Below are 23,246 nucleotides of genomic sequence, written 5' to 3'. Positions count from 1 at the left end.
CGGTGATGGGGCCATGGTTTGGGGGCAACGAATCAGGTCACCGCCCCGAGAGCCAGTGAGTGACCCGCTGGCGGCTGTAGCGATTGACACCCTGACCTTCATCCTAATTGAGAATAAGTTTTAATAAATAATTGACTTGATTACAATTTTCAAATTTCAGATGCTGAATTCATAAGCACAGCGTAATTCTGTGCTGAGTTTTAATCGCGTTTAATGGCAAGAAGCACGATCCGCTGCCCGATCGCTTGCCAGGGCTGGCTCCTGTGGCTCAAGATGGGCCTAGTTTCGGTTCACGAACTGGTTTTATGGCTAGTTCTATGGCTGGCGTGGATCAGCCTGGTTTTGGTTGATCAGCTTTTTGGATATTGCTCTCGTTATCGGCATTTGCGCCCTGCCCCTATGGCTGCCGGATTGGTTCACGATCGCATCACGATCAACACGGCCGGGATTTGGTTTTTGGTGGGATTGGGGGTGACGGCGGATTTCGGGTTAGCGGCTGCGAGCGCGATCGGCTGTGTGGTGGGGGGCTATTGGCTCAGCCCAGACCTGGATATTCGATCGCACCCATTCCAGCGTTGGGGCCCCCTACGCATCATTTGGATTCCTTACCAAAAACTGATTCGCCACCGCTCCACCTGGTCCCATGGGCCGCTGATTGGCACGACCTTGCGGGTGCTGTATTTGGCAATCGCCCTGGGGTTGGGATGGTTGCTGCTGTTGGGATTGGCGGCGATCGGGTTTTCCCTGTTGGGTGGGGCCGATCGCTATGCCAGCTTTGAGGCGGCCACCTTGGCCCAAACCCGGGCGATCGGTCAATGGCTGTGGGTTGATCAGTTCCCGTTTTTGGTGGCGGGTTTTGTGGGGCTGGAGGTGGGGGCCCTGTCTCATATTGCAACGGATCATCTCAGCTCTTGGCAAAAACGACGCGCCCGCCGGGCCAAGCGATCGACCAGCCAAGCCCGAGGTCGATCGCCTGGTGCTCGCACCTCATCCCGCAAACCGGCTCGTAACCATCGATCGCGCAGCGGCCCAACTCGCAACCCCCAACCTAAACGAACTAAACGGACAACAAATCGGCCAATCTCATAGCCAGCGGCGACGCAAGAAATCCAAAGCGGTGCAGGCGCTCACGTGGCGGATCCATTCCCGATCGCGCTGGATCCCGAGGCGCATTTCATGGGTGGTGACCCCACCGGGCCCGGCAATGCCCGCATAGACCAGGCCCACGGGCTTTGCCTCGCTGCCACCGCCGGGCCCCGCCACCCCGGTGATACTGATGGCCCAGGTGCTGCCGAGGCGCTCTCGTGCCCCGATCGCCATTTCCTTTGCTGTTTCGTGGCTGACGGCTCCGAAGCGATCCAGCGTTTCCGCCGAAACCCCCAACAGGGCTGTTTTGATCCGGTTGTCGTAGGCAATGATGCCACCGAGGAAGTAGGCGGAGCTGCCGGCCACCGCCGTCAACAACTGCCCCAAGCCGCCACCGGTGCAGGACTCCGCCACCGCCAGGGTTTCGCCTCGGTCTTGGAGCGATCGACCCACCACGATCGGCAACGTATCCTCATCCAAGCCATAGCAATCGGGCCCCACTCGATCGCGAATTTGCGCCACCATCGGCTCAATTTTGACCAGGGCTTCGGCCGCCGTTGCTCCACAGGCCGACACCCGCAACTTCACCGATCCTCGGTTGGCATAGGGAGCCACCGTTGGATCCGAACTGGCTAAATAGTCTGCCACCCGTTCCGCCAAGGCCGATTCGGAAATGCCCCAAAACTTCAGGGTTTGGGAGACGATCGTTTGGCGCGACCACCCGTGATCTCGCAGGTAAGGCACGGCCACTTCCGCCCACATGGTGCGCATTTCGCTGGGCACACCGGGAAAGGTCATCAACAATAACTCCGGAACCGGTTGCCAAATCATGCCCGGAGCCGTGCCCACTCGGTTGGTCAAAATGGCCGCACCGGCCGGCAGCAAGGCCTGCTTGCGATTGCTGGGAACCATGGTGCGGCCGCGCTGGGCAAATTTTTGTTCAATGTCGGCAATGACGGCCGGATGTTCCACCAGGGGCACATCGAAAAACTGGGCGATCGTTTCGGTGGTTAAGTCATCGGGCGTGGGGCCCAGGCCACCCGTAAACAGCAAAATGCGCGATCGTTGGCAAGCGGTAGCGATTGCCCGTTGCAGGCGTTGGGGATTGTCGCCAACCACCGTTTGGTAATAGTGGGGAATGCCCAATGCCGCCAGTTGTTGGGCCAAAAACTGAGCATTACCATTGAGAATGTCGCCAAGCAACAGCTCAGTGCCGACACAAATAATTTCAGCGCTGGGGGTCATTGTGCCAAGCTCCGCACAGGATCAAACCAGGATCAAACGAGGATCACCGAACCATTCAACCATCAAGGCGACACTGATCAGTTGGGACTGATCAGACCCAATTGATTAGGCCCATCCGTCAATCATCATCGTCTCGGACTTTGCTCTTAACAGATCGTGGGACAAGGGGCAAAACAAGGGATGGAACAAGTACTGGGACAAGGGGTAAGACAAGCGGTAAGACAAGGGGTTTAAACCCCTTGCCTGATCATGATTGGAGCAAGACGATCAAATGCTCTGGCCCTTGGCTTTGCTCTCAAACTTTCGCCTTAACTTTCGCCTTAATTGATTGCGAACGAATCGCGTGAATGATTAATTCTCAGTCTAAGCTTGATTAGCCCTAGATCAACAGGGGCAAACCGGTTCCATTGTAGCGCTGAAATTTTCAGGTTCCAAGCCATTTCAAGCCGATGTTCTCTCGGTTTTTTCGCGATTTCATCTTAAATGAGAAATTGAAATCAGAAATTGGGAACCACTCGATCGATCTTGGCCAATTTGACTAAAAAATGGAGTGACGATCGACTGGGTTTGCTTGGGACTTGCGATCACCAATCATTGCGATCATTGGGATTTTCTCTAAATAATTACCCCTGCCCAAGGAGGAGAGCCATGGCGACATCGAAAGAATTCACGAGTTTTGATGCCATGATTCAGGAAGCTGAAAAACCCGTTCTTGTGGACTTTTATGCCACTTGGTGTGGCCCTTGCCAACTGTTGTCGCCAGTGCTGGAGGAGGTGAGTGTGCGGCTGCATGATCACCTGCAAGTGGTGAAGATTGATGCCGATCGCTACCCGGATTTGGCAACTCAACACCAGGTGACAGCCCTGCCGACGCTGATTTTGTTTAAGGACGGCCAGGCGATCGATCGAATCGAAGGGTTTATGAAGGCGGATCACCTCATTGCCCACTTAGAGCGCAAACTTTAGAGCGCAAACTTTAGGGCGCAAACTGAGCTAGAGGGGCCCATAACCGAAGGGTTAATAACAGGGCCAATAACGATTTCAGGATGGGCTGCGATCGATGGATCTCGTGTTGTGCCACATGACGGTGGATTTTGATGCCCTAGGGGCGGCGGTGGGCTGGGCCTGCCTGCACCCGGGGACCAAAATTGTGCTGGCGGGTGGCGTGCATCCGGGAGTGCAGGCGTTTTTGGCGCTCCATCGCGATGAGTATCCCTTGATTGAGCGGCGATCGGTGGATCCGAAGCGGATTCGATCGCTCGTGGTGGTGGATACCCAACAGCGCGATCGGCTGGGAAAGTTGGCGGAATGGCTGGACTTGCCCCAGTTGGAATCGATCGCCCTCTATGACCATCACTTGGGTGCGGTGGGAGATATTCCCGCCACCCAACGACAAATCGAAGCGGTGGGGGCCACCACCACCCTGATGGTGGAGCAATTGCAACGAGCTGGCGACTTGCAGCGGCCCCTCACACCGGCTGAGGCAACGGTGATGGCCTTGGGGATCCATGTGGACTCTGGATCTTTGACCTATGAAACCGCAACGGCGCGGGATGCGGCGGCCCTGGCTTGGTTAATGGCCCAAGGAGCCAGCGTCAGCGCCATTGCCACCTATTTGGATCCGAGTTTGTCGCCTCTGTTGCAGCGGCTGTTGGCCGAGGCGATCGACCAGGTGCATGGCCACCCGGAACAAACCCAAGTGGTGGCCGGGGCCCGATTAACCTGGGTGTTGCTGACAGCAGATCACTATGTGCCCGGTCTTTCAACGGTGGCTTCGCGGCTGGTGGACACGATCGGGGCCGATAGTTTGCTGTTGGGTACGCTCTACAGCACCCGAGAGGGGTCTCGTGGCCAGCGGCTATCGTTGGTGGGGCGATCGCGGTTGGTGGGCCCGGACTGGGGAGCATTGTTGGCTCCTTGGGGAGGTGGCCATGCCCAAGCGGCGGCGGGAACGGTGCATTGGGATTCAGAGCCAGCGGAGCCGATCGAACAGGCGGCGACCTTGTTGAAGTCACTGATGGCGGCCTTTGCGGCTCAGTTGCCCCATCCTCCGATCGCGCGGGATTTGATGTCGTCACCTGTGCGGACGATTTTGCCGGAAACGTCGATCGACGAAGCCCAGCGGATTTTGTTGCGCTATGGCCATTCCGGCCTGTCCGTGGTCGATCGGGGTGGGCAGTTGGTGGGGATTGTGTCCCGGCGAGATCTGGACATTGCGCTGCACCACGGGTTTCACCATGCCCCTGTTAAGGGCTACATGACCACCCAGCTCAAAACCATCGCCCCGGAAACGACCCTGGCAGCCATCGAAGCCCTGATGGTGACCTATGACATTGGCCGGCTCCCGGTGCTCGATCGGGGGCAACTGGTGGGGATTGTGACCCGTACCGATGTGTTGCGCCGGTTCCATCGCGATCGACAGCAACAGCCCACCCATGCCTTGTCAGACCCGATCGAGGCGATCGGGAATTTTTGCCCCTTGCTGTCGCGGCTCACTCCGCCCTTGCGACAATTGCTCGATCGGGCAGCGGCTTTGGCCCAGACCAGGGGCTGGCAACTGTACCTGGTGGGGGGCGGGGTGCGCGATTTGCTCCTGAGTGGCGCGGCCCAGGCGCTACACCTGTCGGATTTGGACTTGGTGGTGGATGGTTGCCATCAACCCCGGGCGAATCCTCCAGAGGCCTCAGCAGCCATCGCGCCAGACACCGGAGCCGCTGTGAGTTTGGCCCAAGCTCTGGCCCAGGACTATCCCGGGGTGCGTTTACAAGTCCATGGGCAATTTCAAACGGCCGCCCTGCTGTGGCATCGAGATCCGCTGTTCGATTCCCTGTGGGTGGACATTGCTACGGCGCGCACGGAGTTTTACCCCTATCCAGCGGCGAATCCGGAAGTGGAAGCCAGTTCTATTCAACAGGATTTGTATCGGCGCGATTTTACGGTGAATGCGTTGGCGGTGCGGCTGACGGAACCCAATCCCGGTGAGGTGCTGGACTTTTTTGGGGGCATGGTGGATTTGGGCGATCGGCTGGTGCGGGTGCTCCATGCCAACAGTTTCATTGAGGATCCCACGCGGATCTATCGAGCGGTGCGGTTTGCGGTCAAGTTGGGATTCACGATCGAAACCCAAACAGAGCGCTACATCCGCTATGCCATGGCTCAACTGTCGCCGCTGGGGGGACAGCGCCGTCAACCTGCCCTGGAAACTCGTTTGAAAGCCGAGCTGAAATATATTTTGCAGACGGATTTTTGGTTGCCGGCCCTGGACTTGCTCGATCGCCTGGAGGCCTTACGTTGCATTCACCCTACGTTGAAACTGACCCGATCGCTCCGGCAGGCGGTGCGGTGGGTGGCCTGGGTTTGGGCGGCAGGGGTGTTGGCTTGGGGGGACGATCGGGCGGTGGCGGGTCTCCATCGTTGGGAACTATTGCTGGAAACCTTGTTGGCCAGCTTGGCCCCGGGCGATCGAGCTGAGGTGGCACGCCGCCTACAACTCACCGAAACCAGCATTCAACGGTTGGAGCAACTGGCGATCGCGGAAACCACCTTGCCCGCAAAATTGGCCCGATGCGATCGCCCCAGCGACCAAGTGCGGGTCTTGGAATCCTGGAGCCGACCGCTGCTGTTATTGGTCAGTCTCCACAGCGATCGGGTGACACGGCGGCAAATTTGGCACTATCTCACCCGCCTGAGCCAAGTGACCAGCCCTTTGAATGGCAAAGATCTGCAACAGTTGGGCTATGCACCGGGTAAGCAGTTTCGGGAAATTTTGGGCCAGTTGCGGGGAGCCTGTTTGGATCGGCTGGTGGGCGATCGCACCGAAGCGATCACTTGGGTGAAAACCCACTATCCGCCACAAAGTCCGGTGGGCTGAGGCTTCGGGGGCGATCGCAACCCAGGGCAATGGTCACAATTGTTGTGAATCTTTACGAAAGAAAAACTCTTGACTTATTCTTAAGAGTTGAAGCGGCATCCACCCCTCTCCGATGCCCCGAGGTTTGCTTTGAACCCTTCTTCTCCCCAACCGCAACGAAGCCGCTGGATTGCTCCCCTGTTTTTGGTTACCGCCGCCTGTGCTTCCATGCTTGGTGCGGGGGCGGTGGCCGTTGTGCGATCCGGCGAAATGAACCTCTTCGGCATTCGGTTCGAGTCCCCCCCAATCCTGAACTGGTTGGCGGGAGAAGAGCAGTCCTTTCCGCCGCGTGAAGGTTGGCCGGTATCCAAAACCGCTGAGCAGGAGTTGGATCCAGCCGATCCCAGCATTCCTGACCTAGTGCTGCAGCAAATTCGCAGCCATCCTCACCGGGATAGTTCAGCGGCGATTCGCAGCCAGCGCATTGCCCCGATCGAGCGGCCCGTGCGCAATAGTCCTCAACCAGTGGATCCCACCGCCGGTCGCGTGCCCCTGGCCAGCCCCAGCCCTTTGGATAATCCTGACGGCAACGCGCCACCGACCGACAGCACACCGCTGGTGGATCCCTCCGGCAGCAATTTGGGGACAACCAACCCAGCAACCGATCGTCCCGATCGCCCCGATCGCTCCAATTCGGGCGATCGCGGTTCAACGGTCGATCGCTCACCGTCAGGAACCAGCACCCCCGAGCCGGCCACCAACTCAGTCTCCTCAGAAACCCGCCCCGCGCCCGATCGCCCCGCCAACCCCGAGCCGCGCCCTGCCACAGAACGTCGATCGACCACGGAGCGTCGCCCCGCGCCAGAGCCGGCCGCCGTTGAGCGTCGCCCCAGCGGTGGCAGCTCCAGCGCCCCAGCCAGCAGCGGAGCATCCGGTGCTAGCAACGGGGGCAGCGCTGGCAGTGGTTCCGCCCCAGACAGCAGCAGCACACCCTAAGGGCATGGCATACCCTGGCTTCGAGTTCTGCGCCCTTGATCTTGATCCCTGATCTTGATCCCTGACTAAGCCGCAGGCGCGAATCCCCAGCCAGCCCTAAACTGCTCATGCCAAACCTGCCAGCCCAAAACCACCACGCTATAATTCAGAGCGGTCGCGGTAGCCCGCTCTGGCATTGCCTAAAAGCGATTATGCGCGCACCCTAGCTCTCAACTAGCGTTTGACCTCCTGATCCCCGATCGCCTTCCCAGTACTTTCACCCGCGAGTTTCATGAGTAACCCGCTTGTCCATGCCTTCTTTGTTGGTCGCGCGATCGCTGAAGTGGTAAACGAACAAATCGAGCGAACTGCCACCGATTGGTTGAGCGAGCTTGGGAAGTTCGATGCCGAACAGCGGGAAAACCTGCGCCAACTGGTTGAAGAAGCCCTGGCCAGGGCCCAACAGGCCGAAGCCGCCGCCACCAACGGACGCACCAGCAACAGCAGCGCTTCCGGCGGCGACGATGTGCAAGCTGAACTCGATGATCTGCGAGCCGAAATTGCCCGCCTCAGGTCAGAGATTAAGCAATACCGCAGCGAAGCCAACCCAAGCTAGAGTCGAGACGCACCGCACGGAGTCGAGGGTGAAAACGTACGACAGCAAAGCTTACCGATGGAACCGCGAGCGGTACTCCCGCCCCCGCCGCTTTATAGATATCTGGACTTTTGTCACTCTTTGGCTGTTGTGGCTTTGGATTGATACCAAACCCTGGAGCTATCGCGGAGGCATGACGGAGGCCAAACAAAAGGCCCGCCGCCGCCAACAGGCCGTTTGGGTGCGCGATACGCTGCTCCAGTTAGGGCCCACTTTCATCAAAGTGGGTCAACTGTTTTCGACGCGCGCTGATCTGTTCCCTGCGGAATATGTGGAGGAGTTGTCGAAGCTGCAAGACCGCGTACCGGCCTTTGGCTATGACCAAGTGGAAGCGATCGTTCGCCAAGACTTGGGCAAGCCGGTGCAGGAACTTTTCCAGAGCTTTGACCCCATTCCTTTGGCGGCCGCCAGTTTGGGCCAGGTTCATAAGGCTCAATTGCGATCGGGCGAAGAAGTGGTGGTGAAGGTGCAGCGCCCGGGCCTGAAAAAGCTCTTCCAAATCGACTTGGCCATTCTGAAGGGCATTGCTCGCTATTTCCAAAACCATCCCCGTTGGGGCCCCGGTCGGGATTGGTTGGGCATTTATGAAGAATGCTGCCGGATTTTATACGAGGAAATTGATTATCTAAACGAAGGACGCAATGCCGATCGCTTCCGGCGGAACTTTCGCCACGCGGATTGGGTTCGTGTACCCAAGGTTTTCTGGCGCTATTGCTCACCTCGGACGATTGTTTTGGAATATGTCCCCGGCATCAAAATCAGCCACTACGAGGCCCTGGAAGCGGCAGGACTTGATCGATCGACCCTGGCCGAGTTGGGAGCCAGGGCCTACCTGGAGCAAATCCTCGAAGGGGGCTTTTTCCACGCGGATCCTCACCCGGGCAACCTGGCGGTGAGTCCGGACGGAGCGCTGATTTTCTATGACTTCGGGATGATGGGGCAGATTAATGCCAATGTGCGCACGGGGTTGATGGAAACCTTCTTTGGCATTGCCCAAAAGAATGGCGAGCGGGTGATGAACTCCCTGATTGCGCTGGGGGCGCTGCAACCGACCGGAGACACGGGGCCCGTCCGGCGATCGATCCAGTACATGCTGGACAACTTCATGGACAAACCCTTTGAAGCCCAGTCCGTGACCGCCATCAGCGACGATCTGTATGAAATCGCCTACGGCCAGCCTTTTCGGTTCCCAGCGACATTTACCTTCGTGATGCGGGCATTTTCAACCTTGGAAGGGGTAGGCAAGGGCCTAGATCCTGAGTTTAATTTTATGGAGGTCGCTAAACCCTACGCGATGCAACTGATGAATGGAAATCAACCGGAGGCTGCCGGAGACTTGCTGGGCGAGTTAGGTCGCCAGGCAGCGCAAATGAGTTCAACGGCCTTGGGTTTGCCGCGTCGCATTGATGACACGATCGAAAAGCTCGATCGGGGTGACCTGCGCTTGCGGGTGCGGGCCACGGAAACCGATCGCGTGTTGCGCCGCCTGAGCAATGCCCAAGTGGCCACCAACTATTCGATTCTGACTGGTAGCTTTGCCCTTTGTAGTGCCATCTTGGTGGGTACAGGATACGGATGGTTTGCAGTGATTCCCGGTGGCATCGGCCTCCTACCCGCGATCGCTCTCTTGCGCTTGCTGCGGCGGATGGATCGCTATGAGAAGATGTTCTAAAGTCCTAGGGGTTGAGGGGTGATACCCCTCATTCCTCGACGCGCTCCATAGCAAACCAAGCTCGATAGACCGCGATCGCTGCCACCCGCGCTCAGCGTCCGGTTGGCCGCCAATCCTGATTGCCCCTGTTCTACCCCCGTCCCGTTCGCCCATGAAGTTTCGAGCCTCGGGATTGACTGATCGCGGAATGCTGCGAAGTGTCAATCAAGATAATTTGTTTGTCGATCCTGAAGGTCGGTTATTCATCGTTGCGGATGGAATGGGCGGCCATGCGGGCGGACAGGAAGCTAGCCGCATTGCGATCGAAGTGGTTAGCCAAGTGATCCTGCAATCTTGGGAATCAGAGGCTTCCTCTCCGGCCCTGTTGGAAGTGGCGATCGAGAAAGCCAACGATGCCATTTTGGATGACCAAGTTCGCCATCCGGAACGGGCCGAAATGGGCACGACGATCGTGGCGATTATGCATCGCGATGATCAGTGGTGGCAGGTGCATGTGGGTGACTCGCGCCTCTATCGATCGCGGGAGGAACACCTATTGCAACTGACCAAGGACCACACCTGGGTGGCCCGGGCCGTTGAAAGCGGCGACCTGAGCCAAGAACAGGCGCGATCGCACCCTTGGCGACATGTGTTGATGCAATGCCTGGGACGACGAGAGCTGGAGCTAGTGGAAATTTATCCCCTTGAGTTTCGATTGGGGGATCAACTGCTGCTCTGTAGTGACGGTCTCACGGAGGAATTATCCGACTCCGAAATCTTGCATCATCTTTGCCAAATGCCCTCGGCCCACCAGCTCGATCAGTTGGTGGAGCGTCTGGTGCAGTCCGCCAAAGATCGCGGTGGTCGTGACAACATCACCGTTGTTCTTGTGGCCAGCGAAAGCACTGAAGAAGATGAAGAAGAGGAGTTTATTCCCCTTGGCCCCGTGGACGATGAACCGTCCGAGGGCATGATTGATGAAACCTTGCCTTTCCCAACGGATGATGATTTTCCACCGGAGCTTGCACCCCTGAGTTAATCGCCCTGAGCTGCTTACCCCCGACTCATGAATCTGAGTCAATTGCTCGCAAGTCCATTGCTCTAAATCAATGACCATCAGATTTGATTAACTGGGGTGAATGATCCTGAGTTGATTGCTGCCGCGCGAATCACCCACAATTCGCGGTTTGGCGATCGGGTGTCTTCAAGCAAGGACTGGTGGTGACGAGTCATTGGTCTGACACTGGGGACTTGTAGTTTCCTTTGGCGTACTGAGGACGATCGGGTCACAATCCTTCGACTAATTTAAGCTTGGTTTCTGATCCCTAGGTTTGATAATCTCCTAGAAGCTGCCTGTACAGTGCAAGTCAAGTCTCAGTTGGTATTTCATAGCTCAAATTTCTGATGTGAGATCAATGCTTGAAACCTTTGACTTTAGTAACTGCTAGTGATTCATGAAAGGCAGAATCTTGTGCATGGAAATTGAATTTGGGGGTTTTCAGTGATCTTAAAAATTCCTGTGCAAATGACGCAAGCCAACAGAACTCAGCCTAAAAATTTTGATGCCAATCCTGATCGAGTAAGCGCGATCGCCCCTTCAATTCGTCATTCTTGGCGGCGATGGGTTCTGTTTCCACTGCTGGCATTGAGTTTGAGTCTAACCTTGCTAACTGGTTGGTGTGGATTGACAGAGCCAGCCTGGGCAGAAAATTACAACCGATTCTCTTTGGTGGGCGCAGACTTTTCCAATCAGGATCTGCGAGATGATGACTTCACCAAAGCCAACCTGCGAGAAGCAAACTTTCATAACGCTAATCTTGAAGGGGTTCGCTTCTTTGCCGCAAACTTAGAATCAGCAGATTTGAGCGGTGCAAACTTACGAAATTCCACCCTTGATTCAGCCCGGTTAGTCAATGCAAATTTGACCAACGCGGTGTTAGAAGGAGCCTTCGCCGCCAGCATTAATATTCCCGGTGTCAAAATCACGGGAGCGGACTTTACCGATGTGTTGTTGCGATCGGACACCCTAGACAAGCTTTGTGCGGTAGCGGATGGGGTGAATCCAGAGACAGGCCGGGCCACGCGCGACACGTTGTTTTGTCCTTAAGGTCTTTCCTTGGGTTTTTCTCTCAGGTCTTTCCCTCAGGTGTTTTCCAAAGGTGTTTTCCAGGGGCCTCAAGGGTCATCCATTTTGGTGTCTTTTCGGTGCTGAGTTATGTCTATCGATAATGCCGATCGCTTCTTAATTGCTGCTGCCCAAAGCGAACAAATTCGACAATATTTCAAGTCTGTGAAAACGCCCCAAGAATTTGCCGATGTGGCCTGTCGGTTGGGCTATGAGTTTAGTCCTGAGGATTTGAAAATGGCCGTTGCAGAACATAGCCAAAATGTGACCCAGCGAAGACATACGGGCGTGTGGGAATGGTTGCGCACCGTGCCCTGGATTGAACGCTAGCGATCGACTTTCGCTGTAGCTCAAACCCAGCAAATGACTCAATTCAACATGCTGGTTCAGCAAAACAAAGCCAGTAGACCAGTTCAGTAAACCAGTCCAAGCATCCGTAGTTGAGAAATATCGATGGACTTTCTGAATCCGCGCTTGGCGGGGCGACGGGTAGGGGTTTTGTTGCATGAGGGACTGCGGGGCCCACGGGGCAAAACGGGTCTCGCCTTCTTGCGCTACAGTGCGGCGGAGGTGGTGGCGGTGATCGATCGCGATGCGGCCGGTGCCAGCCTGGTGACTTTAACGGGGATCGATCGCCCGGTTCCCGTGGTAGCCAGCGCGCAGGAGGCGATCGCCCTGGGGGTCGATACCTTACTAATTGGGATTGCGCCTTCGGGGGGAATTTTGCCGACGGAATGGGAAACGGAACTGAAGGAGGCGCTGCGGGCTGGGGTTTCCCTGGTGAATGGTCTGCATCGCCCCCTCAGTCAAGCGCCCGATTGGGTGGCTTGCCAACAGCCGGGGCAATGGATTTGGGATGTGCGGGTGGAACCAACGGGCCTGACGATCGGGTCAGGGTTGGCGCGGTTGCTGCCGGGGAGGCGGGTTTTAGCCGTGGGCACAGATATGGCGATCGGGAAAATGTCCACCACCTTGGAACTGTGCCGAGTAGCCCGCCGCCAGGGCCGACAAGCACATTTTGTGGGCACGGGCCAAGCGGGGTTGATGATTGCTGGGCAGGGGGTGGCCCTGGATGCGGTGCGGGTGGATTTTGCGGCGGGGGCAGTGGAGCGGGCCCTGTTGCAGGCGGCCCAAGACGCGGGGGGCTTGGGCGAAGGGGACTTGTTGGCGATCGAGGGCCAAGGCTCGTTGCTGCATCCGGGATCGACAGCCACCTTGCCGTTGCTACGGGGATCGCAGCCCACCCATTTGATTTTGGTGCATCGGGCTGGTCAAGTTCATTTGCGAGATTTGCCCCATTGCCTGATTCCGCCATTGCCGGACGTGGTGGCCCTTTACGAAGCGGTGGCACGAGCGGCCGGAACCTATGCAGCAGCGCCCGTGGCAGCGATCGCCCTGAACACGGCTCACCTGTCGGATGCGGAAGCAAGGGCCGAGTGCGATCGGGTGGCGGCCCTGACCGATCTCCCCTGTACAGATCCGGTGCGCTACGGAGCAGAGTTACTGCTGGCTTCGATTGGCGTTGATTCGTTCGATCAACAAACTTGATCTGCTCGATGATTGGGTGGCGATTAATCAATTAGTCAATTAATCAATTAATCAATGCTGATCAATCCCAATCAGCGCTAACAATCAGTGTTAATTAGTGCCTAGTTAATTAGTGCCTATTGGTTAATTAGTGCCTATTGGTTAATTAGTGCCTATTGGGATGGAATTGTGGAGGAGGACTGGCACCGATCGAGCGATCGCGCTCGTTGAGGTTTGCAAGGATTTCCCCAAGCGATCGAGCGAGCGGGAATATTCATCAGCACCGTGCTTCTTGCGCCGATGATGCTATTTGCGCCAATACGCACGCCGGGGGCCACAAAACAATCCGTCGCAACCCAAGTGCCGTTGCCAATCACCACCGGTTCCACCAATAACCCAAAGGTTTGATCGTGAATATCATGACTGCCGGTGCAGAGATAACTGCCTTGGGAAATAATGCAGTGGGAACCCACTTCAATGCGATCGAGACTGTAGAACGTGACATGATCTCCAACCCAAGACCAATCACCAATTTGCACTTTCCAAGGATAGGTAAATCGAGCGCTCGATCGAATCACCACGCGCTTACCAATCTTTGCCCCAAAACAGCGCAATAACCAACAGCGAAACCCATTAGCCGGGTGGGGAGATAGGGGAAACAAAGTGCCTTGAATCAGCCACCATAACAAAATAAACCAGCCGGGCCGCCCTCGATCGAACCAAGATTGATCATAGCGACTGAGATCGAACCAGGCCGGTTCATCGGTCACCACAGGATTCACCCGATCGTGATGGGCATAGGATTGGGTTGCCCGCTCAAAATTATGGGGCACAGTCATAGGCGATGCCTCAGGAATGGAGTGACGACGAAGCCGATCGGGGGCTGGATTTGGGTTGTTGCTGTTGGTTCAACTGCCCGCCCGACTTGCGCAATTCGTAGAGCTTAACCCCAATTTGAAACTCATACTGACTCAGCAACCGGCCATAAACATAACCAGGATAACCATCCAAAAATCCCAGCCGAATAATATAAAACAGCACAAATCGAATGAAGGGTTTCATGGGCAACCGCACCCACAACCGCTTCAGGGCCCGCTTCCGTTCCACAGCATTTCCAAACAGATTGCCCTTCAAGGTTCCGTCTTTGCCGCGCCCTTCTAATAGGTTTAAATACACCTGGGCTTCCCAATTGGAATAGCGATTGTGGCGAGCTAGCCATTGGTAAATATCCCGAAAGTCAATATGCAGCATGTCTTCCTTGAGATAGCCCACTTGGCCATGGCTTGGGTTGATCAAAACATGCTCATGAACCTCGTTGTCTCCCGTGTTGCGAATTTCTTCGGTTCCCAGGTTTTCGTAGCGACCCGATTGATGCTTAAACAGTCGCAGATTCCAATCGGGATATTTACCCCCATAGCGAATCCATTTCCCTAGGAAAAAGACGCGACGATTGAGATAATAGCCTGCGAAACCGGGACGGGCGATCGCCTCAGCAATTTCGTCCCATAGCTCCGGGGTAATTCGCTCATCACAATCCACAATCAAAACCCATTCATTTCGAAAGGGCAGATTTTCCAGCGACCAATTTTTCTTTTTGGGCCAGCGACCATTGAACTGAAATTGCACGACGGTTGCGCCGTAGCTTTCGCAAATTTCAACGCTGCGATCGTCGCTGTGGGAATCCACCACAAAAATTTCGTCGGCCCGAGCCACGCTTTCGAGACAGGCGGGCAGGTTGGCCTCTTCATTTTTGGCCGGAATGAGCACGGAAACGGGAACCGTGTTGCTGGTGATCTGTTGCGGATGAATGGTCATGCTGAAGGGGGGTGAGACAGCAGTGGATGGCGACAATGGAGGTGATTTAGCGAAGAACGAATCCGAATCGAGCGAATTTTAGAGTTAATTGAGAATGGGGACATCGACGATGCTCACGGGGCCAAGCCTATAATGCCCGACGACCCATGAGGGTGCGGAGGATAGCCCACAGGTAGCCCAACTGACCATAGGCATAGACCAGGTTGTCGAAACGAATGGCAGGATCCCGCCAGTGGCGGAGGGCTTTCCAGAGGCCGCGCAAGAACCGATCGCCCGCCAAGCCAAACTGACGCAGACCCGCTCGCCCGGCCAGTTGTTCGCGATAGCACTCACTGATGCCTTGCCACCAGGCGCGATTTAAAAACCACCGGGGACTCAATCGCTCTGGGGCAACGTTGTGGGCGGCATGGGCGGCGGGAATGTAGCCCACTTGCCAGTTCAGTTCGATCGCCCGTTCGGTCATCATCAGTTCTTCGTTCGACAGCAATTTTTTCCCCACGCGCCCTAGGCTGGGATCAAAACCGCCCACCCGATCGAGAAAAGACCGGCGAATTGCATAATTCAAGCCGCGCGGTGTTTGTCCCGGATTGTGAATGATGATCGGTTGATCGCCCAAATCATAGGCCCCCAAGGGTTCAGTCATGCCATCGGAAAGCCAGCGCGGGCGCGATCGCCCCGGGGGCCACAGCAGGGTAACGCGCCCCCCGGCAATGGCCAGGCGATCGTTTTGGGCAAATGCTTCGTAGAGCATCCGTAACCATTGGGGGCTGGCTTCTGCGTCGTCGTCCAAATAGGCGAGCAAATGACTGCGGGCGGCTTTGGCTCCGGCATTGCGGGCCACAGATAAACCTGTGATCGATTCGTAAACGTAGCGCAATCGGGGGTGAATCAGGCGTGCTTCCACCACTTCCCGCGTGCGATCGGTGGAAGCATTGTCCACCACCACAATTTCGTAGGGGAGCGTTGCACCGCAATCTTGGCTCAGCAGACTATCGATCGCCCCGCCCAAATATTCCGCTCGATTGTGGGTGCAAATGATGGCAGAAATTAAGGGTTCCCGCGCGTTGGTTTCTGGGCCTTGAAACTCCGAAGTTTGGGTGTTTGGAGTGGATGAGTCTGGTGTTGCTGAGTTTGGAGTTTGGCTGGCTGGAGTTGGGGTTTCTGAAACTGGCGACTCAGTGGGGAGAGGTTCCGGGAATAAAGCGCCCATAGCACAACATTGGGGAATCGAAAGATTGGGGAAATCGAGGGCTTGAAGATCGAAAAATTGGGCGAATCCAGGGTTCGGAGATCGAAAATTGCGAGATTGAAAATTGGGCGATCGAAAATTGCGAGATTGAGGATTCGAGGTTTCCCTGAACCTAGGGTTTGCGAGGGCCGCGTTGTGGGCTGCGGTTCAGGAGCTGGTGCAGGCGATCGCGAAAGGCATCCACCCCAAACAGGCCAAGGGCCTCTTGCCGCAGCCATGCCCCATCACAACGGCGATCGCCCCTGGTCGTCAAGGCAGCAATGGCGGCGCGGGCTACGGCTTCCGAGTCCCGGTGGGGCACCCGCCACCCCAATCGACCATCCTGCAAGGGGTCGGCGGAACCGTCGTCATCGCCGGAAATGACCGGTACGCCCGTGGCCATGGCTTCCAGATAAGCAATGCCAAATCCCTCTTGGGAGGGCATGACGTAGAGGTCGGCGGCTCGGTAAAAGTCGGGCAGGGCCTCCGTGGGCACAAAACCCGCAAACACGACCCGATCGCCCACTCCCATCTCACAGGCCAGGGCCTCCAATCGCGGGCGATCTTCGCCGCGACCAATCACCAGATATTTCACGTTGGGCACGGCTCGGGCAATCAGTGGCAGGGCCCGAATGGTCACATCCACCCCTTTGTAGCGATCGCCCGGCCAGAGCCGCGCCACGGTCATCAGCACTTTGCAATCGGCTAAGCCATACTGCGTCAACAGTTCCGGAGGTTTGGGCCCTGGTCGAAATACTGTGCCATCCACCGGACAGGGCATCAGATCCACCCGATCGGGATTGAGCTGGTTCGCCTGACTGGCGCGATCGCGGGAATAGCGACTAACAATCCAAAGGGCATCGGCCCGCTGCAAGGCCCGGCGAGCTGGAGGCAAGAGGGGATCCCAAACTTCCTTGCCGTGGGTCAGCACCGTGTAGGGAATGCGCCGAATCTGGCAAATCCAGGCGATCGCCTGAACAAGGTTGATATGGCCACAAAACACTTGGCGCGGTGGCGCAGTCCACAGGTTCCAGGCCAGGCTGGCCAGCATTTGCAACCGCCCGATTGCCCGAGACCTGGCCCCACCAAAACAGTTAAACTCCAAGCGCCCTTCCCCGATCGGGGGGTTGGCCATGGGGCGATCGCGCAGAATCCAGACCCGGCCGCGGCGGTTCGGTTCCGCCACACAGGCATAGGCCGTCAACAAATTTTGGTTATAGGTTTGGATGCCGCCCTCGTTGTCGAACACCTCAAGGAAAACGAATGCATCCCACTGACCGCCCCGCGCCGATCGAGACCGTGGCTTAGCCGAAATGGGTTTTGATGGAACGTGCTGCATGACGAATCAACCACCCAGAATCCTACTCACGACTCGATCACTCAATGGCATAGCTAATGCAGAACTCGATGAATGCATGGCCCCACAGCGGACGGCCCCACAGCGGATGGCTCGAAAAGGCATGACCCCGCAATGGGTGGCCACATTAATGTGCGACCCAAATTATGCGTGACCCAGATCATGTGCGATCCAAATCATGCGTGACACAACCTAGTGGCGCGGCTGCCTTAATTTCTTGGGTCAAAGTCGCGAAGTCAGTCGTCGTAACAAGGGGCTTGAGCATCTTGCTGCCTAACGATCTGGTGACGGTAACAGTCATTTGATTTGACCTATCAAAATAAGCTTGGCGCGCTACTAGGGCGTGGCCCAAATGGCGCACGATTGATCATGTGATCATGCATGACCAAGCGACGGAACTGGATGATTAGCCCCGGTCGCTGAACCTGTTAACGGTAGTCTGCATTTCCAATGTCTCCGATTCCGCTCGGGACTGCCACTGCTGGTGGTGTTGTTTGTGGTTTTGTGGGCCTGTGCTAGGGAAATTGAATCGGGATTGCACCTGAACGAATCTGCCGATCTCAACTGTCCCCTATCAATTTACCCAGGGTTTTTCCGTGGCAATCCGGTGAATTTGCATACCTATACGCAGGCCCGTAACCCAAGGCTGGGCGGTTGCCCGATTCTGAGGTGATGCTTGAACGGGCCTGACCAAGACGACTTAAGTGATCAGAATCGAAATGTGGTGCGGATAGTTCCCACCACGATCGCCCCGCGATCGGCCTCATGTTCCGCTTGGGTGACCACGAAAACACCGGGGGTGATGGAAATTCGATCGCCCACCTTAAACCGATAGAAGGTTTCCAGGTGCATTCCCTGGCCCGAATCATCTTCCACATCGCCCGTGCCTTTCACCAAGCGCAGGGGCTGACCCACCAAAAAGGCCCAAAGATCGCCCTCGCGGCCAAAGGGATCTGACCAGGCCAAGGACACCGCATAGGTGTTAGACAAGGCCGTGGCTTCCCGATCGATGTAATTTGTCCAAACCCAGCCTCCCCAGGCCGCCAGGGTGAGAGCTTCCGATAGCCGCCATTGCAATGTGCCGCTGAGGCCGTGGATTTGGGCCGGGGAATCGAGCTTGCCGGACAGGTCGGCGTTGAGGCTGCCGGTGAAGGTGTTGAGATAGCCCCGATCGTCGTAGGCGTTGATGTAGGCGATGCCCGTGAGCAAGGTGGCCGCCGGTTTGGTCAGCAGTTGCACCCCCCAAGCGCTGCGATCGCTCCCAAAGATGCCCTGATCCGGTCGGGCGCTGTTGCCCGTGCCATAGGCAAATTGCAACCGCCCCCGCTCCCACAGCAGCCAATCTGCCCCTACGCCCCCATCCAGGGCCGCCAGCTTAAACAGGGGGCTGCCTTCCGCGAACCGAGAAATGGCCCCGCGGCCGGTGTCAAAAAAGGGCGAGTTGGCCGTGAGGACGCTGCTGAGGTCAAAACCAACGGGCCGCAGGGTCAAAACCACCCGATCGCCCCAGGCCGCAAATCGATAATCCAACAGGTCTAACTGGATGTTGTTGTCCAAATCCGTTTGGAACGAGAGGCGGGCCATATCCGTGCCCAAGGATTGGCGACTGGCATAGCCGTTGTTGCCTAGGTTGCCCGTGGCCAGTTGCAGCCGCAGCCGATCCTTCCCCGTGAAGGAGGTGACAAATTGCAAGCGGGTCAAGTGGGCAAAGGTGGCGGGATTTTCGTTATCACCGGGCGGATTATCACCCGCGGCCGCCGACAGACCAAAAATCGTTTCGCCCCCCATCAACAGGGTGGGGCTAAAGCGCTGACTTTCCAGGCGGGCGGTGGTTGCTTCCAGGCGGTTGACTCGTCCCGTGAGCTGCTCCAGTTCCGATCGAAATTCCGTTTGCAGGCGGCTCAGGGCGGCCAGGTCGTCCTGTTGAGCTGCGGCATCGGTAGTTTGATTGAGCTGGGTTTGAATCGCCTCTGAGCAAGCGGCTAAACCGGCGGCAAACTCAAACCGGCCCAAGGGCCGATCGCCCCGAAACAGTCCATCGGGATAGCCTGCCAAACAGCCATAGCGCTCCACCAGGGATTGCAGGGCCTGGAATGCCCAATCGGTGGGTTGCACATCGCTGAGGGCAGAAACGGAGGTGACCTGGGCTTGGGTGGGGATCTCGGCTTCAGGGGCGCTTAGCTCAGTTCCCGCAGGTTCGATCGCTTCCAGGGTTTGGGCCGCAACTCCGCTGGCTCCCGCCACCAGTCCCACCAGCACTCCCAATACTCCCAACAGGGATGATCCCAAGGCCGATCCCACCATGGCCCTGAATAGAAATCCAGCAACCCACCGGTTCCCATCCGCCCGTCGCGATCGCCCTGAAGGAGTGATGGCCCCGATCAAGTGTTCATGCACTGGGTCTTCATGCCTCGGTTGATGCTTTGTTAGTTGATGCCCTGATTGGTGACTGTTGGGCTGCGGAATGACCGTTGTCGCCTTGGTTTCTACTTCCGAATCTGTTTCTGCTGCTAACGCTGCTGCTGCTGCCGTCATCCTGCCCAGACTCCCTTTACACACCACAGGCAGATCGCCCCTGCTGCAATCCCTAACCAACCGTTGATGAACCCCAGGGGCTTTCACTCGGTTAGGGATTTCGGATCGAAACTATCACAGGCCCATTCCTTCAGGACGATTTCGCGCGGAAGTTGAGCCTAGAAAGGTCGATCGCAAGGATCACCCAACAGCACGCTGCCGCACCCCCCCGAAGGTTGATCGCGCAGGAGCGATCGCACATCAAAGGTAAACGCCGCGTAGATGTCCTCCACCGTGTCTGCCTTGGGCTTTTGGGCCAAGCCGCGTGCGATCAACTGCTCATCCACGGGCGGATCCTCATAGGCCAACACGATGCGGGCCGACTCCGCCGCACTCAGGAAATGTACCGTTTGCATCCCACAGCTTGCATCGGTGTTCCCTTCCAAGGCTTGACCGAGCGATCGCCCCAAATCATTTCCCGAAGCATCAACCCCCAGCAAACCTTGGTTGCAACCATTCGAGTCACCCCGACCGCGGCCGTGAATCCCCACCAACTCCCCATCCCCATTCAGCACCGGGCCGCCACTCATTCCCCGCCGAGTCAGGTTGTCGTAGAGCACGCTATAGCCCCCATCGCTTAAGGGACTGGGGGAAATGGCCACCAAGGCCCCAGAGCTGGAAATCCGTTCACGGCGGGCGCTGTCGTCCTCGGGATTGGGCCAGCCAGACACCACCACCCGATCGCCCCGCCCCATCCGCCGGGAATTGCCCATCACCGCCACGGGATAGTCCAGATTGCTGGTGAAACGCACCAGGGCCAAATCCATCCCCGCGATCGCGGAACCCATTTCATCCTGTTCATTGCCCAGAGGAATGATATTGCTCGGATCACTTTCGTCATCAATGAAATGCACTTCACCATCGCTGGTGCGCACCCCATAGACCGTGCCCCGCGTCCGCACCACATGCAGCGCCGTTAGGGCGTAGTAGGTTTGCCCCTCCCGGGCCACCAGCACCCCCGACCCCGGATTCCATTCCTGGCGCTGTTCAATGTCTCCCTTTTGCAGCCCCTGGGCAATCACCACCGTGACTTGCGAGGCGATCGCATCCACCTGATCCAACGTCAACGCCTGCGCGGCCCAAGCGGGAATCGTGGCCACAATCATCGCCGCCCCTACCCACAGCCACCAGCGAACACAGCGATGGTGCAACCACCGCCGCCCTTGCTGGGTCAGTGTGACAAACAGTGATGCGATAAAGCAGCCCATAATTCGGCTCAATCATCTAGAGCCTCTTTCCCCCCTAGGCTACAGGAGTCAGGAGCCTGGCAAAAAGTTTCAGGTTGCCAGATCTTGCCCTGCATTCGTCTGCTTAATTCCGTTTAATTCCGTGAATCCTGATGCTTAATCCTGTTGACTCTGAGTTGAACTCTGTTAATTCTGAGTGGGTCTCGTCCTGAATTGGTTAGTCCGTGGACTTTTCCTGAACCCCGCGCATAATCCGAGACAGTTCCGTTTTTTCGTCCACGCTGACCCGCGAAGGGGAACCGCTGATGATTTTTTCGTAGTTGCGGAACGAGTCGCGAATTTCTGGGCCGTTGCGACTGATGGTGTATTCGCGAATGCCCTTATCGTGTTCCGAGCCTCGCATTTTGAACACGTTAATGGCCCGGCACATTTCCCCACGAATTTCCACATACTGCAACATCAAAATGGTGTCGGTGATGGTGGAAATATGGGAATCGGTGATGGCGTGGGATCCCATAAATTGGTCAGTGGTGTTCGTGAAGAAACCGGTGATTTCTTCTTGCTTGGCGAAGCCCGTCACCCCAATCACGAATTGGCGGAAAGCGTTGTTGCTGACCCCCCGCGCCAGGGCGGAAAGGGAGTCGATCGCGATGCGGGAGGGTTTAAACTCAGCAATCTCAGACTTGATGATCTGTAAGTGATCTTCCAAGCCCGCTGACTCCGGATAGGCGCAGAGAATTTTGAGCAATCCACGGCTTTCCAGATCCTCAAAATCAATGCCCCAGGAATAGGCATTTCGAGAGAGTTGGGCCCGCGATTCTTCGTAGGCAAAAAGGATGGCGCGTTCGCCATTTTGGCAAGCATCTTCAATGAATTTACTAACCAGCAGGGTTTTGCCCGTACCGGTTGCGCCTGTGGCCAAAATAATCGAATCCTTGAAGAAGCCGCCGCCACACATGGAGTCGAGGGTGAGCACCCCGGACGATACCCGCGCGTTTGACGATCGCTGAGTGAGGCGCATGGCCCCCAGCGGGAAAATGCTAATTCCTTGGTTGGTGATGGTGAAGGGATATTCTCCCTTCATGTGGGTTGTGCCCCGCAGCTTCAGAATTTCGATCGTGCGGCGACGGCGTTCCCCCTCCAGCACGTTGCGGACGATCGCCACGTTATCCGACACAAATTCCTCAACCCCAAACCGCGCCACGGGGCCATATTCCCGCTCCCGCTCCGTGGTCATGATGGTGGTCACGCCCACTTGCTTCAGGCGGGCCACCAATCGAAAAATTTCCCGACGCACCACCGAAGCCGCGTCATATTGCTGAAAAACGGCAGTGATTGAGTCGATCGAAACCCGCTTGGCCTTATATTTCCGAATGGCGTATTGAATGCGCTCAATCAGGGCCGACAGGTCAAAATTGCCAACAATATCTTGCCCTTCTGGATCCGGGGAAGCATCCAAAATAAACAGCTTTCCCGAATCTACCAACTGTTGCAAATTCCAACCAAAACTGCCCGCGTTCTTAATAATGTCGGCGGGCGATTCCTCAAAGGTGACAAAGATACCCGGCTCGTCAAAATAAACAATTCCGTTATAAAGAAACTGGATCGCAATTAGCGTTTTCCCAGTACCAGATGTTCCGCTTACGAGTGTTGCTCGACCGACAGGTAGCCCGCCGTGGCTAATGTCGTCAAAGCCCTCAATCATCGTCCGAATTTTTTGAACACCGGTCATAGTGATATCTGTTTATATCTGTTTCCTAAGGAATCAACGCTATCGGAGTGGCCAGTTATCCCGCCATCAGTGCCAGGGAAATGCCAGGGAAATGCCAGGGAAATGCCAGGGAATGGAAAGCCAGGGAATGGAAATGGTGCCTAGACGTTGGGGCCCCTTAACCCGATCGAGCATGGCCCCTAGGGGTTAACCATCGCCAAGGAGCAAATCCAGGTTGCCAAATAGAGAGGCTAAATTGC

General features: G+C 56.7%; 18 protein-coding genes. 10 read left to right on the top strand and 8 right to left on the bottom strand.

What is annotated here, in order from left to right:
* Window positions 1-399: 399 nt before the first annotated feature.
* Window positions 400-1,089, top strand: a complete 690-nt coding sequence (locus VPK24_RS02175) for a metal-binding protein (protein WP_393010308.1) — start codon at window positions 400-402, stop codon at window positions 1,087-1,089.
* On the opposite strand, the gene VPK24_RS02170 is transcribed toward VPK24_RS02175, so the two are convergent.
* Window positions 1,084-2,331 carry a competence/damage-inducible protein A gene (locus VPK24_RS02170; RefSeq protein WP_393010306.1) on the bottom strand — a complete coding sequence of 416 codons (1,248 nt, stop codon included), beginning with the start codon at window positions 2,329-2,331 and terminating at the stop codon, window positions 1,084-1,086. The genes VPK24_RS02175 and VPK24_RS02170 overlap by 6 nt on opposite strands.
* 648 nt (window positions 2,332-2,979) lie before the next feature.
* Here VPK24_RS02170 and trxA point away from each other — a divergent pair.
* From trxA to VPK24_RS02125, 9 genes are all read left to right on the top strand, one after another.
* Window positions 2,980-3,297, top strand: a complete 318-nt coding sequence (gene trxA, locus VPK24_RS02165; RefSeq protein ID WP_393010304.1) for a thioredoxin — start codon at window positions 2,980-2,982, stop codon at window positions 3,295-3,297.
* Window positions 3,298-3,391: 94 nt separating this feature from the next.
* The gene (locus tag VPK24_RS02160) at window positions 3,392-6,202 is read left to right on the top strand and encodes a CBS domain-containing protein (RefSeq protein WP_393010302.1); all 2,811 of its coding nucleotides are present in this window, start codon (window positions 3,392-3,394) and stop codon (window positions 6,200-6,202) included.
* A gap of 129 nt (window positions 6,203-6,331) precedes the next feature.
* Window positions 6,332-7,177, top strand: a complete 846-nt coding sequence (locus VPK24_RS02155) for a hypothetical protein (RefSeq protein ID WP_393010300.1) — start codon at window positions 6,332-6,334, stop codon at window positions 7,175-7,177.
* Window positions 7,178-7,448: 271 nt separating this feature from the next.
* Window positions 7,449-7,772, top strand: coding sequence for a DUF6825 family protein (locus VPK24_RS02150; protein WP_393010298.1), 324 nt, complete (start codon window positions 7,449-7,451; stop codon window positions 7,770-7,772).
* 28 nt (window positions 7,773-7,800) lie between these two features.
* Window positions 7,801-9,483: an ABC1 kinase family protein gene (locus tag VPK24_RS02145; RefSeq protein ID WP_393010296.1), complete on the top strand. Its 1,683-nt coding sequence runs from the start codon at window positions 7,801-7,803 to the stop codon at window positions 9,481-9,483.
* Between the two features lie 151 nt (window positions 9,484-9,634).
* Complete coding sequence (locus VPK24_RS02140; RefSeq protein ID WP_190527067.1) at window positions 9,635-10,501, top strand: PP2C family protein-serine/threonine phosphatase; 867 nt, start codon at window positions 9,635-9,637, stop codon at window positions 10,499-10,501.
* 606 nt (window positions 10,502-11,107) lie between these two features.
* Window positions 11,108-11,569, top strand: coding sequence for a pentapeptide repeat-containing protein (locus tag VPK24_RS02135; RefSeq protein WP_393010293.1), 462 nt, complete (start codon window positions 11,108-11,110; stop codon window positions 11,567-11,569).
* Between the two features lie 108 nt (window positions 11,570-11,677).
* A complete protein-coding gene (locus VPK24_RS02130) occupies window positions 11,678-11,917 on the top strand; it encodes a Nif11-like leader peptide family natural product precursor (protein WP_099532175.1) in 240 nt (79 codons plus the stop codon).
* Window positions 11,918-12,040: 123 nt separating this feature from the next.
* Window positions 12,041-13,135, top strand: a complete 1,095-nt coding sequence (locus VPK24_RS02125) for a DUF1611 domain-containing protein (protein ID WP_393010291.1) — start codon at window positions 12,041-12,043, stop codon at window positions 13,133-13,135.
* A gap of 152 nt (window positions 13,136-13,287) precedes the next feature.
* On the opposite strand, the gene hpsU is transcribed toward VPK24_RS02125, so the two are convergent.
* The 7 genes from hpsU to kaiC form a co-directional block, all read right to left on the bottom strand.
* Window positions 13,288-13,953 carry a hormogonium polysaccharide biosynthesis acetyltransferase HpsU gene (hpsU, locus tag VPK24_RS02120; protein WP_190527071.1) on the bottom strand — a complete coding sequence of 222 codons (666 nt, stop codon included), beginning with the start codon at window positions 13,951-13,953 and terminating at the stop codon, window positions 13,288-13,290.
* 10 nt (window positions 13,954-13,963) lie between these two features.
* Window positions 13,964-14,929, bottom strand: a complete 966-nt coding sequence (locus VPK24_RS02115) for a glycosyltransferase family 2 protein (RefSeq protein ID WP_393010289.1) — start codon at window positions 14,927-14,929, stop codon at window positions 13,964-13,966.
* Window positions 14,930-15,056: 127 nt separating this feature from the next.
* The gene (locus VPK24_RS02110; protein ID WP_393010287.1) at window positions 15,057-16,139 is read right to left on the bottom strand and encodes a glycosyltransferase; all 1,083 of its coding nucleotides are present in this window, start codon (window positions 16,137-16,139) and stop codon (window positions 15,057-15,059) included.
* Between the two features lie 151 nt (window positions 16,140-16,290).
* A complete protein-coding gene (locus VPK24_RS02105; protein ID WP_393010285.1) occupies window positions 16,291-17,496 on the bottom strand; it encodes a glycosyltransferase in 1,206 nt (401 codons plus the stop codon).
* 726 nt (window positions 17,497-18,222) lie between these two features.
* Window positions 18,223-19,911 carry an iron uptake porin gene (locus VPK24_RS02100; RefSeq protein WP_393010283.1) on the bottom strand — a complete coding sequence of 563 codons (1,689 nt, stop codon included), beginning with the start codon at window positions 19,909-19,911 and terminating at the stop codon, window positions 18,223-18,225.
* Between the two features lie 296 nt (window positions 19,912-20,207).
* Entirely contained in the window at window positions 20,208-21,296 is a 1,089-nt protein-coding gene (locus VPK24_RS02095; protein WP_393010281.1) for a S1 family peptidase, read from the bottom strand.
* Window positions 21,297-21,492: 196 nt separating this feature from the next.
* The gene (gene kaiC, locus VPK24_RS02090) at window positions 21,493-23,007 is read right to left on the bottom strand and encodes a circadian clock protein KaiC (protein WP_099532182.1); all 1,515 of its coding nucleotides are present in this window, start codon (window positions 23,005-23,007) and stop codon (window positions 21,493-21,495) included.
* Window positions 23,008-23,246: the final 239 nt, after the last annotated feature.

This window comes from Limnothrix redekei LRLZ20PSL1, assembly GCF_043235035.1.
In the GTDB taxonomy this organism is placed as follows: Bacteria; Cyanobacteriota; Cyanobacteriia; order CACIAM-69d; family CACIAM-69d; genus CACIAM-69d.
This window is presented reverse-complemented; position numbering and strand designations above follow the sequence as displayed.

Excerpts from the sequence above, each read along its gene's own strand:
- VPK24_RS02175 (WP_393010308.1), top strand. The coding sequence starts at position 400 with ATGGCTGCCGGATTGGTTCACGATCGCATCACGATCAACACGGCCGGG.
- VPK24_RS02170 (WP_393010306.1), bottom strand. The coding sequence starts at position 2,331 with ATGACCCCCAGCGCTGAAATTATTTGTGTCGGCACTGAGCTGTTGCTT.
- trxA (WP_393010304.1), top strand. The coding sequence starts at position 2,980 with ATGGCGACATCGAAAGAATTCACGAGTTTTGATGCCATGATTCAGGAA.
- VPK24_RS02160 (WP_393010302.1), top strand. The coding sequence starts at position 3,392 with ATGGATCTCGTGTTGTGCCACATGACGGTGGATTTTGATGCCCTAGGG.
- VPK24_RS02150 (WP_393010298.1), top strand. The coding sequence starts at position 7,449 with ATGAGTAACCCGCTTGTCCATGCCTTCTTTGTTGGTCGCGCGATCGCT.
- VPK24_RS02140 (WP_190527067.1), top strand. The coding sequence starts at position 9,635 with ATGAAGTTTCGAGCCTCGGGATTGACTGATCGCGGAATGCTGCGAAGT.
- VPK24_RS02130 (WP_099532175.1), top strand. The coding sequence starts at position 11,678 with ATGTCTATCGATAATGCCGATCGCTTCTTAATTGCTGCTGCCCAAAGC.
- VPK24_RS02125 (WP_393010291.1), top strand. The coding sequence starts at position 12,041 with ATGGACTTTCTGAATCCGCGCTTGGCGGGGCGACGGGTAGGGGTTTTG.
- hpsU (WP_190527071.1), bottom strand. The coding sequence starts at position 13,953 with ATGACTGTGCCCCATAATTTTGAGCGGGCAACCCAATCCTATGCCCAT.
- VPK24_RS02115 (WP_393010289.1), bottom strand. The coding sequence starts at position 14,929 with ATGACCATTCATCCGCAACAGATCACCAGCAACACGGTTCCCGTTTCC.
- VPK24_RS02110 (WP_393010287.1), bottom strand. The coding sequence starts at position 16,139 with ATGGGCGCTTTATTCCCGGAACCTCTCCCCACTGAGTCGCCAGTTTCA.
- VPK24_RS02105 (WP_393010285.1), bottom strand. The coding sequence starts at position 17,496 with ATGCAGCACGTTCCATCAAAACCCATTTCGGCTAAGCCACGGTCTCGA.
- VPK24_RS02095 (WP_393010281.1), bottom strand. The coding sequence starts at position 21,296 with ATGGGCTGCTTTATCGCATCACTGTTTGTCACACTGACCCAGCAAGGG.
- kaiC (WP_099532182.1), bottom strand. The coding sequence starts at position 23,007 with ATGACCGGTGTTCAAAAAATTCGGACGATGATTGAGGGCTTTGACGAC.